Source organism: Williamsia sp. Y853 (genome assembly GCF_056786495.1).
Map to the genome: position 1 here is coordinate 812,366 of NZ_JBXCJC010000002.1, position 13,752 is coordinate 826,117.

Annotated in this window: 13 protein-coding genes; 6 read left to right on the forward strand and 7 right to left on the reverse strand. The window is 64.5% G+C overall.

Annotated elements, in window-relative coordinates:
- Nucleotides 1–265 precede the first annotated feature (265 nt).
- A complete protein-coding gene (locus tag AC1TPF_RS15740; RefSeq protein ID WP_482137443.1) occupies nt 266–730 on the reverse strand; it encodes a MarR family winged helix-turn-helix transcriptional regulator in 465 nt (154 codons plus the stop codon).
- 135 nt (nt 731–865) lie between these two features.
- Here AC1TPF_RS15740 and AC1TPF_RS15745 point away from each other — a divergent pair, with 135 nt between their 5' ends.
- Genes AC1TPF_RS15745 through sigJ form a run of 4 tightly spaced genes read left to right on the forward strand, consistent with a single transcriptional unit; the run spans nt 866 to nt 4,282 of the window.
- The gene (locus AC1TPF_RS15745) at nt 866–1,378 is read left to right on the forward strand and encodes a VOC family protein (protein ID WP_482144639.1); all 513 of its coding nucleotides are present in this window, start codon (nt 866–868) and stop codon (nt 1,376–1,378) included.
- Between the two features lie 43 nt (nt 1,379–1,421).
- On the forward strand, nt 1,422–2,195 hold the full coding sequence (locus AC1TPF_RS15750; RefSeq protein WP_482144640.1) for a pirin family protein: 774 nt from the start codon (nt 1,422–1,424) through the stop codon (nt 2,193–2,195).
- A 24-nt stretch (nt 2,196–2,219) separates the two neighbouring features.
- Nucleotides 2,220–3,311 carry a maleylacetate reductase gene (locus AC1TPF_RS15755; protein WP_482144726.1) on the forward strand — a complete coding sequence of 364 codons (1,092 nt, stop codon included), beginning with the start codon at nt 2,220–2,222 and terminating at the stop codon, nt 3,309–3,311.
- Nucleotides 3,311–4,282, forward strand: coding sequence for an RNA polymerase sigma factor SigJ (gene sigJ, locus AC1TPF_RS15760; RefSeq protein WP_482144641.1), 972 nt, complete (start codon nt 3,311–3,313; stop codon nt 4,280–4,282). The genes AC1TPF_RS15755 and sigJ overlap by 1 nt, the downstream gene beginning before the upstream one ends.
- On the opposite strand, the gene AC1TPF_RS15765 is transcribed toward sigJ, so the two are convergent.
- The 3 genes from AC1TPF_RS15765 to AC1TPF_RS15775 form a co-directional block, all read right to left on the reverse strand.
- A complete protein-coding gene (locus AC1TPF_RS15765; RefSeq protein WP_482137438.1) occupies nt 4,207–4,803 on the reverse strand; it encodes a carboxymuconolactone decarboxylase family protein in 597 nt (198 codons plus the stop codon). The genes sigJ and AC1TPF_RS15765 overlap by 76 nt on opposite strands.
- Before the next feature lie 91 nt (nt 4,804–4,894).
- Nucleotides 4,895–6,394, reverse strand: coding sequence for a flavin-containing monooxygenase (locus tag AC1TPF_RS15770; protein ID WP_482137436.1), 1,500 nt, complete (start codon nt 6,392–6,394; stop codon nt 4,895–4,897).
- A complete protein-coding gene (locus AC1TPF_RS15775; RefSeq protein ID WP_482144642.1) occupies nt 6,391–7,515 on the reverse strand; it encodes an FO synthase in 1,125 nt (374 codons plus the stop codon). The genes AC1TPF_RS15770 and AC1TPF_RS15775 overlap by 4 nt, the downstream gene beginning before the upstream one ends.
- Before the next feature lie 162 nt (nt 7,516–7,677).
- On the opposite strand from AC1TPF_RS15775, the gene AC1TPF_RS15780 reads away from it, so the two are divergent.
- Nucleotides 7,678–9,000 (forward strand): ClC family H(+)/Cl(-) exchange transporter, encoded by a 1,323-nt coding sequence (locus AC1TPF_RS15780; RefSeq protein WP_482144643.1) that lies wholly within the window; start codon nt 7,678–7,680, stop codon nt 8,998–9,000.
- A gap of 21 nt (nt 9,001–9,021) precedes the next feature.
- On the opposite strand, the gene AC1TPF_RS15785 is transcribed toward AC1TPF_RS15780, so the two are convergent.
- Together AC1TPF_RS15785 and AC1TPF_RS15790 are read right to left on the reverse strand one after the other, a co-directional pair.
- Complete coding sequence (locus tag AC1TPF_RS15785; protein WP_482144644.1) at nt 9,022–9,720, reverse strand: GNAT family N-acetyltransferase; 699 nt, start codon at nt 9,718–9,720, stop codon at nt 9,022–9,024.
- Nucleotides 9,717–10,571, reverse strand: a complete 855-nt coding sequence (locus tag AC1TPF_RS15790; protein WP_482137429.1) for a ParA family protein — start codon at nt 10,569–10,571, stop codon at nt 9,717–9,719. Before AC1TPF_RS15790 ends, AC1TPF_RS15785 begins: the two co-directional genes overlap by 4 nt.
- A 221-nt stretch (nt 10,572–10,792) precedes the next feature.
- Here AC1TPF_RS15790 and AC1TPF_RS15795 point away from each other — a divergent pair, with 221 nt between their 5' ends.
- Entirely contained in the window at nt 10,793–12,031 is a 1,239-nt protein-coding gene (locus AC1TPF_RS15795) for a TY-Chap domain-containing protein (protein WP_482144645.1), read from the forward strand.
- Nucleotides 12,032–12,377: 346 nt separating this feature from the next.
- Here AC1TPF_RS15795 and AC1TPF_RS15800 read toward each other — a convergent pair whose 3' ends face one another.
- Complete coding sequence (locus tag AC1TPF_RS15800; RefSeq protein ID WP_482144646.1) at nt 12,378–13,700, reverse strand: uracil-xanthine permease family protein; 1,323 nt, start codon at nt 13,698–13,700, stop codon at nt 12,378–12,380.
- Nucleotides 13,701–13,752 lie beyond the last annotated feature (52 nt).

Here is a 13,752-nt window from a genome sequence, read left to right on the forward strand (position 1 = left end):
CAGTCAGGTTCAAACCCCACGCCATCTTTTGATGGCCATCGGAATCGTGCGCCCAGGTCGCCGGACCCGCTATGGCTTGTTGCCCTCGTCTTCGATGATCCTGGGGGCTGCGACGCCAAACAGAACAAACGCGATCTCCCGATCTGCCATCAGCGAGGACCGGTCGGCGCCCGGGAGTACAAGAGGTTCGGCAAGATGCTTGTACCCGCAATGACTTTTCACCGCCACACCGCAGCCGGGATGACTTGTCGATCGAACCGGCCGTCTACTCGGGCGCCTGCAGCAGGTGTTCGCGTGTGTCGGCGAATGCTCGCCCCAACACGGCAACGTCGCGCGGACTGAGCAGGTCGAACATGTTTCGCCTGACCTCGGCGACATGTCCGGGGCTCGCCGACGCCAGCTTCTGCATCCCGGCGTCGGTCAATTCCGCCATCATGCCGCGTTTGTCGTCTTCGCATTCGACGCGAAGCACCCATCCGGCGTCGACCAGACGGCCGATTGCCCTGGTGGCGCCACTTCTCGTGGTCGTGATCGCATCAGCCAGATCCCGCATGCGCAGTCGGTGCTGCGGCGCCTCGGACAAGATGACCAGCAATTCGAAGTCGGTGAACGACAAACCCGCATCCCTGGCGAGCTGCTGATCGAGCGTCCGCAGCAGCAACCGGGTCGCATCCAGGTACGCGCGCCACGTCCGCTGCTCGTCCTCGCTGAGCCACTGTGTTGATTCCACGACTAGAGCATAGCCAAAGTAGTTGACAAGGCAACCAGTTGCGGTACGCTACCGAAGTAGTTGAGCACGCAACCATTTACCTCTGCCCACACGAAGCGCACACTGGATGAAGACCCCCGCACGGAAGGACCGGCCATGAGCACCGCCGACATCGACGAGAAGCGCCTGCAGGAATATGCGGGCAAGCGTGAGGCGATCCGCGCCGAACACCTGATACCCGCCGAATCCCGGCCGGCCTCCTCTGCTCGCGGTCTGCACCACACCGCACTGGTCAGCAGCGACGTCGAACGCACCGTTCGCTTCTACCAGGACCTACTCGAATTCCCGCTGACCGAACTCATCGAGAACCGCGACTATCCCGGCTCCTCGCACTTCTTCTTCGACATCGGCAACGGAAATCTCTTGGCGTTCTTCGACTTTCCCGGCCTGGATGTCGGTCCATACCAGGAAGTCCTCGGCGGGCTGCATCATGTCGCGATCAGTGTCGAGCCGCAGCGCTGGAAACATTTGCGCGACAAACTGATCGACGCGGGCGTCGAACTCATCGAACACAGCGAGGTGTCGCTGTACTTCCGCGACCCCGACGGGGCCCGCCTCGAACTCATCGCCGATCCACTCGGCGAGATGTACGGCTCTCACGTTCTCTAGACATGGCTTCTGGCGATAGCGCTCCACTCGAAAGGCCCTACCGATGACCACAGCAACACCTCCCACCCGCTTCGACGTCCGCCGTGCCGACAGTCGCTTCAAGACCAACGCGGGTTGGCTCGACTCCAAACACTCCTTCTCTTTCGGCCCCCACTACGACCCGGCCAACACCCACCACGGTGTCCTGATGGTCAACAACGACGACATCGTCCTGCCCCGACAAGGTTTCGACACTCATCCCCATCAGGACATGGAGATCGTCACCTGGGTTCTGCAGGGCTCCCTGGTCCACCAGGACTCGATGGGACACAACGGCGTCATCTACCCCGGTCTGGCGCAGCGAATGAGCGCCGGTACCGGGATCATGCATTCGGAGAAGAACGATGTCTGGCGCCAAGACACCGCCGACGCGACCCACGATCCCGTGCACTTCGTCCAGATGTGGGTTGTCCCTGATGAATCCGGTATCACGCCGGGCTACGAGCAACTGGAGATCGACCACGAATTGTTGTCCGGCGGGTTGGTTCCGGTGGCCTCGGGCATGCCGCAGTACGTCGACCATTCGGCGATCCGCATCAAAAACCGTTACGCCACCATGCATGTGGCGAGGATGTCCCCCGGGCAGCATCCCCTGACACTTCCCGACGCTCCCCTGCTGCACGTCTTCGTCCCGCGCGGCGACGTCGTGATGGAGGGTGTCGGCAACCTCGGCGACGGCGACGCGGTCCGCGTCCACGGCGATGGCGGGCAACAGCTGACCGCCACCTCCGATGCCGAGGTCATCGTGTGGGAAATGCATGCCGCGATAGCGGCCTGAGACACCGGGAACATGGCAGACCCGATGCGGGGCTTCACCGATCCCGGACCGCCGTCGCGGATCGTGTTCGGCGGCGGGACCCTGGCAACCGTCGGCGACGAGGTCAGCAGGCTCGGCGGCAGTCGGGTTCTGCTGATCGCCGGACCGCGCCTCGAATCCCTGGCCACCGAGCTCACGGGCCAGTTGGGCACTGCGCTCGTGGCCCGCTTCGACGGCGCGGTCATGCACACGCCGCTGGAGGTTACCGAGCGCGCGATGGAGTTGGCCGAAGCGGCAGATGTCGACTGCGTGGTGGCGATCGGCGGTGGTTCGGCAACCGGACTGTCGAAGGCGCTGGCAGTACGCGGCGGATACGACCAGATCATCGTTCCGACCACCTATGCCGGCTCTGAGGTGACGCCGGTACTCGGCGAGACCGTCGACGGGGTCAAGACCACACGCAGTTCGCCGGCCATCCTGCCCGAGACCGTTATCTACGACGTCGACCTGACCATGGATCTGCCTGCCGCGATCACACTCACCAGCTCAATCAATGCCCTGGCGCATGCGGTCGAGGCGTTGTACTCGGCCGACGCGAATCCGGTCACCGACCTCATGGCACTCGACGCCGTCACGGCCATCAACCGCGCACTCCCCCGCGTGATGGCCGATCTCCACGACGCGCAGGCCCGATCCGACCTGCTCCGCGCGGCCTGGCTGGCCGGCAGCTGCCTGGGATCTGTCGGAATGGGCCTGCACCACAAGCTCTGTCACACCCTGGGTGGCAGTTTCGGCCTGCCCCACGGCCCGACGCATACCGTCGTGCTGCCGCATGCCATGGCCTACAACACCCCCGCCGCACCGGAGACGATGGAGCGCATCGCCAATGCCATGGGTGTGCCCGATGCCGCGGCAGGCGTCTACGACCTGGTGGCGGGGCTCGGCGGGCCGCGCTCACTGCGCGAACTCGGATTCGACCCCGAATCCATCACTCGGGCAAGCCAATTGGCAACCGCCAAGCCGTATCCGAACCCGAGGCCGGTCACATCTGCCGGCGTCGCCGAACTCCTGCGCGATGCCACCGTCGGACGCCGGCCATCCACCGAGTCCGCACGGACCCGATCCACCATGCCGTGATGGGGAATCTCGGGGAGCGTTTCGAAGAGCATCGCAGTCGGCTGCTGTCGGTGGCATACCGGATCACCGGCAGCATCAGCGATGCCGAGGATGCGGTTCAGGAGTCCTGGTTACGCCTCGATGCGGCCGAGCACGACGCGATCGACGATCTCGGCGCCTGGCTGACCACCGTGGTCGGCCGGATCTGTCTCGACCGTCTCAAATCCGCCGCCGTGACCCGTGAAAGTCATGTGGGCCAATGGCTTCCGGAGCCGATCGTGACCCGGCTAGACCCCGAATACGACGATCCACTGCACGCCGTCATCGCAGCCGAAGACAGTCGTTACGCCGCGATGGTGCTGTTCGAAACCCTCACCCCGGCAATGCGCGTTGCCTTTGTCCTCCACGACGGATTCGGCGTTCCCTTTGCCGACATCGCCGAGATACTCGGCTCCTCGACCGCGTCGGCACGCCAACTCGCCTCGCGGGCCCGTCGAACCGTCTCCGACATCCCGGCCCCGGTCAGCGACACCGAACAGGCCGAAGCCGTCGGCAGGCTCGTCGCGGCGATGGCGGCCGGCGACATGGATGCGGTGTTGGCCGCACTGGATCCGGACGCGATGATCGTCGGCGACGCCAACCGCACCACACCCACCGCGGTGAAGGCGATTCGCGGTGCCGCCGGAGTTGCCCGATTCCTGTTCTGGCTTCTGCGCCGCTACGGACCTGACGTACTCGCCCTGCAGATATCCGTCCGGGTCAACGGTGAACTCGGAACCTATTCCGCCGGCTGGGAGGTCGAGGGTGATCGTCGCGCTTCACCGGCCCGGGTCGTCTGCTTTGTGGTCCGCGACGGCCTGATCGTATCCATCTACGACATCGCCGATCCGACCAAGCTGACTGCGATCGATGCCGCTCAGCTCGTGCCCGCCTCCGAGGCAGCGTCACCGCCGGCCCAGGGCACACGGCAGGAGTCAGTGGAAAATCCCTGATCGGTCATACCCAGCGCCGCATACATCCGGGAGCGCTGGTTCTCCAGCGAGATCTGGTAGGTCAGCTCGATCAGTCCGTCGATTCCGAATCGCTCGCGTAGGTCGTCCACCTGCTCGTCGGTGACCGTGGGCGGCGTCGCGCTCACCGCGTCCGCGTAGGCGATCGCGGCCCGCTCATCGGCACTGTAGAGCGGCGACGTCTCGTAGTCGGCGATCTGTTGCAAGCGGTCGATATCGAGATCTTCATGCTTCTGGAGCATGGTGCCGAAGTCGATGCACCACGAACATCCGACAACCCACGCCGTTCGGTAGACGGCGATCTCGCGAATATTCGGCGGCAACACCTTTGACGCTCGCTCCACCGCACTCTCGTGCACGCCCGCCGCCATGAACAGGCCCCGATGGTGTGCCAGGACCGCAAAGGGTTCGGGCACCGACCCGAACCGGCGCTCGGCGTATCGATACACACCCTTGACGATCAGCCCCGCGTCTTGCGGCGCCAATGCTGGTATCCGTGCCATGTCTGTTCCTCCCAATCCGTCGGCGCGAGGTGCGCCTCTATGGGGTAGACGAGACAGCAGTCGAAAACGTGACAGATCCGCGGAGAACTACTCAGACCGGGAGATCGACCGAGTCCGGCGCCCACAACCGCTCGTAGTGATACGGGTCGAAGGTTCCGTTCCGTTCCCGGAACGAGCGGCCGGTTCCGGGCCAGAGCAGCGTGAGCCGGCGACTGGTCGGATCGAGGTACCAGCTGCTGCAACCACTGAGCCATACCGTCGACGCACTACGCTCGTCGATCTCCCGGGTGTAGGCCTGTTCGGCAGCGGCCGTCACCTCCACCGCACGGGTTCCGCTGTCGTTGAGGTGATCGAGGGCGCCGAGCACGTAGTCGATCTGGGTTTCGATCATGTAGATCGCCGAGTTGTGGCCCAGCGCCGCATTCGGTCCGTCGAGTACGAACATGTTTGGGTATCCGCTGATGGCGGTGGATGCATACGACACCATCCCGGCCCCCCAATGCTCCGAGAGCCGTTCCCCGTCGACCCCGACGATCCGGGTGGCGAACTCTGGGCGGGCCGCCGAGAAGCCGGTCGCCATCACCACGGTGTCGAGCTCATAGGCCTTCCCGCCAGCCGCCACCGCCCGGGATCCGTCGAACTGTGCCAGCGCGGATGGCTCGAGCGTGACGTTCGGCCGGGTCATGGTGGGAAAGAAGTCGTCGCTCAACAGGATTCGCTTGCAACCGATTTCGTAATGCGGTGTGAGATCGGCGCGCAGGCCCGGATCGGCGACCTGCGCGTGGAGATGACCCAACGCCCGGTCACGTATCTGGTCGATGTCCGGGTGCAGGCCGCGACGCTGCCCAAATGCCTTGTCCGCCTCGGTGAACAACTCTTCTCGAAGGCGATCGGCATTGGCCTTCACCCGTAGTTCTTCGCGCTCGGCCGAGCTGTACTGCCGATTGCCGCGCGGGACCACGTACGGCGCGCTGCGGGAGAAGACCACCAACTCCTCGGCCCGCTGCGCCAGTTCCGGGACCAGCTGGATCGCCGAGGCACCGGTACCGACCACACCGACCCGAGCGCCGTCGATCGGTGCGGTGTTGTCCCAGCGCGCGGTGTGAAAAACACTGCCCGGGTATGCATCCATGCCCGGGATCGGCGGAACGAGTGGGTCGGCCAGACGCCCCACCGCGACCACCAGCACCCGAGCCCGGAGCTCACCGGCCGTGGACGAGACCGCCCAGCACAATTCGTCGGGCAGCCACCGCGTCTGGGTCACGTCGACACCGAGGTGCAGATGCGGCAACAGCCCTTCCTCGGCGGCGGCCTGCTCGAGATAGTTGTGGATCTGATCGCCTGCGGCAAACAGCGATTCCCAGTCGCCCGGCGGACGGAACGAGAACGAATAGACGTGCGAGGGCACGTCGCAGGCCACACCCGGATACCGGTTGTCCCGCCAGGTGCCGCCGACCGCGTTTTCCCGTTCGAGGATCACAAAACTCTCGTCACCGCGCCGAGCAGTGCGGATCGCCATCCCGAGTCCGGCAAATCCGGCCCCCACGATCGCGACGTCGACGTAGTCGGGCAAGAGTTGCGGGCCGGTCATGCAAATACCCGACGCAGGACGTCGCGGCGTTCGGCCGAAGGCGAGCTGTAGGGGGTGGTGCGTTGACGAACCGTCCGTCCGAGGTCCGCGGCCAGGCTCTCCACATCCGCGGGCAGCAGCTGTCTGCCACTTTCCGGGCCTGCACTCGGCATCAGGGTCCCGTCGATCAGTACGCCCCCCACGTCGTCGGCACCACCGCGCAGGACCGCGGTGAGCGCCTCGGCATCGAGCTTCGTCCACGCCGCCTGGACGTGATCAAACGACTCCTGCAGCATCAGCCGTGCCACCGCGTGTACCGCCCGCGTCTCGCGGAAGGACGGACCACGGGTCGCCATCTCACGCAGGTGCGGCGGTGCGAGCTCGGGCAACATCGGCATCAGGATGAGTTCGGTGAAACCACCGGTCCGCGCCTGGATCTCGCCAAGCAATCGCAAATGCGCAACCTGATGTTCCGGCCGTTCGAGATGGCCGTAGAGCAGCGTCGCGGTGGATTTGAGGCCCACCTCGTGCGCGGCGGTGATCGTCTCGACCCACGTCTGAACCGACAGCGCCTGACCGTTCGGCGAAAGCGCTTCACGGACCGAGTCATCGAGTACCTGGGCAGCGGTCCCCGGAACAGTGCTCACCCCGGCGGCCTTAGCAGCCAACAGGAAATCCCGGACCGAGATCCCGAGACGGTCGGCGGCATCGATCACCTCGGGTACCCGGTAGGCGTGCAGGTGCATGTCCGGTGCGACAGTCCGGATACGTTCGACCACCGTCAGGTAGTCGCTGGCAGGCCGCGCCTGGGGCACCGGACCCTGCATGCAGATCTCGGTGGCGCCCAGCGTCCAGGCTTCGGCCACGAGATCCTCGAGTCGCGGCGACGCGACGAGGTCGAGTACGGCACCGGTGTCGAAGTTCCGGTTGGCAACGAATGTGAGTTCGTCGCCGACTGCTTTCTGACGGGCGGATTCTGCCAATTCGCACAGTTCGTTCAGCTCGTCGCCCTGCGCTTGCAGCAGCAAAATCCATTCGGCATCGTCGAGCGGAGCCGAATTATCAGCGATCCGGCGCAGCGCCGGCCGCACCGTGGACCCCGGGAGCCGAGTGTCTTCGGCCCAGGACCTTCGCATCGTCATCCTTCGACTCTAGAACCGGACCACGACCGGTGTTCGCCGCAGGTACACCTGCGACACCCACCGTGTCGGGACGACGGTCCGGGCGTGGTGGGCCACTAGAGTTACCGCCAAGTCGGCGATCAGGTGACAATCTCCACGTCACAGCAGTAGAAGGCAGACACGATGGCGGAATCTCAGGCGGTTTCCGACGATGGTCTCGAGTCGGTACGTCGGGTCGTGATCCTCTGTGTTCTGGCTGTTGTCGGCGGGATTCTGATCGGATTCATCGGCGGCGCATTCCGCTGGTGCCTGCGCGAGGCCGACCAATGGCGCGGCGACATGCTCGAGTGGGCGCATGAGCTACCCGGTCCGGGCTGGCTCGTCCCGGTGGCGGTCACCGCCACCGGCGCCGGATTGGCCGCGCTGATCGTCCGGTGGGTCCCACTGGCGTCGGGCAGCGGTATCCAGCACGTCGAGGCTGTTGAACGTGGCGAAGCGAAAGCCGCACCATTGCGCGTGTTGCCTGCGAAGTTCGTCGGCGGCCTGCTGTCGATCGGATCCGGACTCGTCCTGGGCAGGGAGGGCCCGACCGTCCACATGGGGGCGGTGATCGGCGCCGAAGCCGGCCGCCGCGCCCGGCTCGACGACGGTGACTCGCGCCTGATGCAGACCTCGCTGGCCGGGGCCGGACTCGGCGTTGCGTTCAACGCCCCGATCGGGGGTGCGTTGTTCGTGTTCGAGGAGGTGACCAAGTCCTTCCGCCTCCGCACGGCCATTCCGACATTGTTGGCGGTTGCGGTCGGTGTGGGCTGTTCACGGATCATCCTTGGCGACCACCCCGACTTTCGCGTCGACGCCGTCGAATCCCCATCGATCACCCTGCTGCCGGTATTCGTGGTCTTCGGCCTTCTCACGGGCTTGCTCGGGGTGTTCTACAACAGGCTGATCCTCGGCTCGCTCGATCTCCTTGCGCTCTTCCCCACCGTCCCGAAAGTGGTGAAAGCCGCCGCCATCGGCGCGGTCATCGGCGGTCTCCTGGCGATCGACCCGCTCGCGGCAGGCGGCGGTGATGACCTGGCCCAGAAGGTGATCGGTGGCGGCAGCATGGCGCTGACCGCGGTCGCCGGCTATCTCGCGGTCCGATTGTTCGCCGGCCCGTTGTCGTACGCGGCAGCCACGCCTGGTGGCCTGTTCGCTCCGGTACTCGCAGTCGGCGCCCTCTGGGGTGTCCTATTTGTCGGTGTCGCAGACGTTTTCGTGCCGGGCGTGGACTCGTCACTCAAAATCGCGATGGCCGTCGTCGGCATGGCGGCATTTTTTGGCGCCGTGGTTCGGGCCCCGCTGACCGGGATGGTGCTCGTCATCGAGATGACCGCGGTCACCTCGGTCAGCGTCCCGATGATCGCCGCGACCGCGATGGCCGTACTGGTCGCCCAGTTCGCGGGCTCACAACCGATCTACGACAGCCTCCGCGAGCGGATGCTCCAGTCCAGGCCGCACGCGTGAACGCACCGTGGTCTGCGCAACTCAGATCGCACTCAAACCGGTGGCCACCAGTCGCCGTCGTTCGCGAAAGCCGAGACGCCGGTACAGCTCGATCGCTGATGTGTTCGTGATCGCCGCATGCAGGAAGGCCTGTTCATCGCGGGCTTCGATCTGCCCGACCAGGGTGTGGACCAGTCGTGCTGCCAGCCCCTGCCCCCGGTGGCTGTGTGCCGTGCAGATCGCGCTGATCTCGGTCCACCCGGGCGCGCGCATCCGCTCCCCCGCCATTGCCACCAATTGTCCGTGGTCGCGGATACCCAGATAGGTACCGAGTTCGATGGTCCGGGCCGCAAACGGTCCGGGCTTGGTCGCGGCGGTCAGTTCCAACATCTCCGGCACGTCGACCTCACCCAGGACCACGGCGTCCAGATCGCCTGCACCACTGACATTGTCGGCCACCATCTGCACGAGATCGAGCGTGTTGGCAGGCCAATACTCGGGTACCTCGTACGGTTCGGCACTGAACAGGATCGCCCCGGATGCCACCGCCAGTGCTGCCGCCGACGCCCAGTCGTCAGATGTGGGGTCTTCCGGGATCGACATGAACTTCGAGATGCCCGGATCGAATCGTCGTACCCGACCCCGAACCTGCGCCGCATTTGCATGAAACCCGTTGAGCGAAGCGCCAATCGGGTCGTCAAGGGCGAGTTGGTCGGCTACGGGTGTAGGTTGCGGTCTCATAGTTTCCGTTCTGCCTCCACCATCAGATTCCTGGTCAGTCCCCGGAACTGATCAAACTGGCCGTGCGTGCCGTATTTGATCTTCAACGTCGAGTACACCTGAAACTCCGCGGCCCCCGCAATCGAATTGGACTCCGGCAGGTAGTTCGGCAGCACATTCTGGATGTTCGGATCACGTCGCAGCCTCATGATCGTCGATTGGTGGACCGTCGAGTTTGCGCGCATCTTGGTGATCACCACACCGAGTTCGACGATCTGGCGGCCGATCTCGTCACTGAACTCTTTGACCCGCCGCTGGATTTGCGGGATTCCATGGGTGGACAACACATCCGGGATGGCCGGGATGATGTATCCGTCGGCCATCGCCAATCCGTTGAGTGTGATCGGACCGACGTTGGGCGGGCAGTCGATCAGGATGTAGTCGTACGAGTCGCGGACCGGTGCAATCGCGTCCCGGAGAATGGTGACCGCGGCCAACGTGTCGTCGGCCCGGACCCGCAGCGCGCTGACCTCCTCCTGGACTTCGATGAGGTCCAGCGACGACGGCAACAGGTCGAGGCCCTTCACCGTCCCGACCGACGACACCGACCGCTGCACCGCGGACCCGACAACAAAGTCGCTGGTGCCGTCCAGTGCGTCGTTGAACAGTGTCGCCAGCGTCCGGCCTGCCCGATTCAGCTCTGACCAGCGCTGCTCACCGATCATCATCGTGGTCAGGTTGATCTGCGAGTCGAGGTCGACGACCAGTACCCGCTGCTTGAACTCACCCGCCAGGAACTCCGCGATTCCGGCCGTCACCGTCGTTTTACCCACGCCTCCTTTGAGGCTGATGGTCGCGATCACCTTGGCCATGCGGGTGCTCCCTAGAGCCTGTTCGCCTGACTGGCGTTACGATCAACTTACGACGGAGAGGCCCGGCTCACACCTCGATCAAAGTTCAGGGCCTCCGTCTGACCAGCTTCAATACCTGATTGTCGGATACTGCCGATAGCCTAAAACGTGCTCAATGACCGTAACGATCAGATGCGCTATAGGGTCACTGGGATACGGTCCAGCAACAGTCAGGAGCAACCATGACCGATCCGATCGACTTCGACAGTTCGATGGACGACTCGTGGGCTCAGTTCCGACTGTCTCTGGCCGACACCCTGGCCGATCTGAAACACGGCGAGCGCCATGTCCTCGACCGGCCCGACCCGGTATTCGAAGAGCATGCGCAGGCGTTCACCTTCACCGTCACGCGCGCAGGCCGCATGCGCTGCGGGCTGTCGTCGGAGTTTCCTCGGTATCTCTGGCCGGCCAACAGCGAGGCGCCGGCGGCCCTGCTCGAGCGCGGCTGGCGCGAACTCAGCTCAGGTGAGTTCACACTGACCGTCGGTCGCCGCCACGTCGACAAACTGGCCGTCGAGGTCACCTCGGTGATCCGCGAGCACTGGCAAGTTGTCCATCCCGCGTTCTTCGACCGGCCCGCCCTTTACGACGACGACGGAGCGCCACCGGCAGACGTTTCTGTCCGACCCAGCGGGCCTGCCCATCTACAGGCCCTGGTCGAGGGAGTCCTCGCCCAGGTGACCTGCGACCCCATCACAAAAGATCACGATGGGGACATCACCTTCACGCTCGGCGGCCTCACGTCGTGGTTGCGAGTGCGGGCCACCGAGTCCTACGTCGACCTTTTCACGATGCTCGCCCCCGACATCGACACGAATCCGCATGTGCACGCAGTGTTCGATCTCCACGGGCCACACTGGCCCGAGATCGACTTTGTCGTCTCCCGCAACCATGCGGTGGCCCAGATCAGCATCGACGCGAACGTGTTCACACCCTCGGCTGTCGAGGACGCATTACTCACTTGGTTCAAGTTCATGCGTATCGGTGCCGGACTGATCGCGCGCGAGATCGCGTGCGCCGGAGTGACCGGCGAAGTCGCGGCGGCATCAACTGATCCAGCCGACCTCTATGACGGCCTACCGCCCGCGCTGATGGTCCTGCTGCACCTCGACCCAGACGGAACCGGTGTCCTGACCCCACACGAGGTTGCCGAGATCTGTGACTACGACCGCGATGCGATCCTGCGGTACCTACGGATCAGCACCGACGAGGCGATCTCCTGGCGCCGCGCCGCAGACATCGCGGCAGAACGTGGCGACCGGGACGAAGCTCGCGCCTGCCTCCACGAGGCCGACGGGTGGGCGTGCACCAAAGAAGCCTTGCGGGCCGGTCTGCGTGCGGTGGTGTTGCCCGGCGATCACACCCGGCGGCGCAAGAGCAGGCCAACGTCCTCCGACGTGGACGCAGTCCGGCCAGACTGATCTCGTCCGGCCGAGCAGCAGAACGAGATCTCCTGCATTCCAACCGAATCCGATTGCCATGGCCCAGTGCCCCGTGTCCTTCGATGCGACGATCAACTCTCGCAGAATTTGATTTGCCTTGCACCACTGTACTTTCGGGTTGGAATCACCATGTTCTAAACCTTGCGTGGCGTCCATTTACCTGGAAACAGAGTGGTGAGCCGGCGACTTCCCGATGCCGTGAGAGCGCGACATTGCCCATGCCTGAAGCCCTGGACCTGTCACGAAAGTGGTGCCACCATCGCGACAGACAAAGGATCGCCCCCTCAAACACTTGAGGGGGCGATCAATCGAGGTCAGTGCAGGCCTACTCGACGTCCGCCTTGTCCACCACAACTGTCCCGCGCCAGCCGCCGACCACGCGCATGACGTGATAGATCAGCAGTGCCGCAACAGCTCCGAGTGCGATTCCGCCGAAGCTCAAATCTCCGATGGTCCAAGAGAAGTCGGCGATGGCGATCACAAGTGCGATGGCTGCGGTGAACTGGTTGACGGGCTTGGAGAAGTCCACCTTGTTGGTCACCCAGATGTGCACACCCAGGATTCCGACGAGGCCGTAGAGCGCTGTGGTCACACCACCGAGGACACCCGGCGGAACCGATGCGATGACCGCACCCACCTTCGGCGACATACCCAGCAGCACTGCAGCGATGCCTGCCACCCAGTAGGCAGCCGTCGAGTACACCTTGGTGGCCGCCATGACGCCGATGTTCTCGGCGTAAGTCGTTGTGGCAGAACCACCACCGCTGCCTGCCAGCACCGTGGCGATACCATCGGCGGCCAACGCCCGACCGATCTTGTGGTCGTAGTTGATGCCGGTCATCGTATTGATCGACTTGACGTGCCCGATGTTCTCGACGACCAGCACCAACACAACCGGCAAGAACATCGGCAGCACCGACAGATGGAACGTCGGCGCCTGAAAGTCGGGCAGGCCAACCCAATCGGCGGCTCCGATGGGATCGGTGTCGACCTCGTCGCGGACCAGTGCAAACAAATAGCCAATGACAACACTGGTGAAAATCGCGAGCCGACCGAGCAAGCCCTTGAACAACACCAGCGAGGCGATCAGTAGCACCAGGACCAGCGTGGCCGTCGCCGCATCCTGCTCATAGTTCGACTTGGCAGTCGGCGCGAGATTCAGGCCGATCAGGGCAACGATGGTTCCGGTCACGATCGGCGGCATCAGCGCGTGGATCCAGCCGGTGCCTGCGAATTGCACCACCACGCCGATGACGATCAGCATCGCGCCCACCATCACGATGCCGCCCAGCGCGGACCCGTGCCCGTGTGAGGCCGTCGCGGCGAGGACCGGCGCGATGATCGCAAAACTCGAACCTAGGTAGCTCGGCAGCTGATTGCGCGTGATGAGCAAGAACAGGATCGTGCCGATGCCGGAGAAGAGCAGAGTCGTCGCCGGCGGGAATCCGGTGAGGACCGGCACCAGGAACGTCGCACCGAACATGGCCACCACGTGCTGCAGACCGATGCCCACCGTGCGCGGCCACGACAGTCGTTCCTGCGGGGCAACCACCCCGCTGCTACCCACCAGCGACCAGCCGAACAGCGGTGACGGGGCATTAGTCGCCGCTTTGCCGGATTCAGCCGGCCTCAGATCTTTCTCAGACATGGGCAACAGTCTGCCGCGTGAGCAGCCGATCCCTGCCATCGCCTCTGATTCC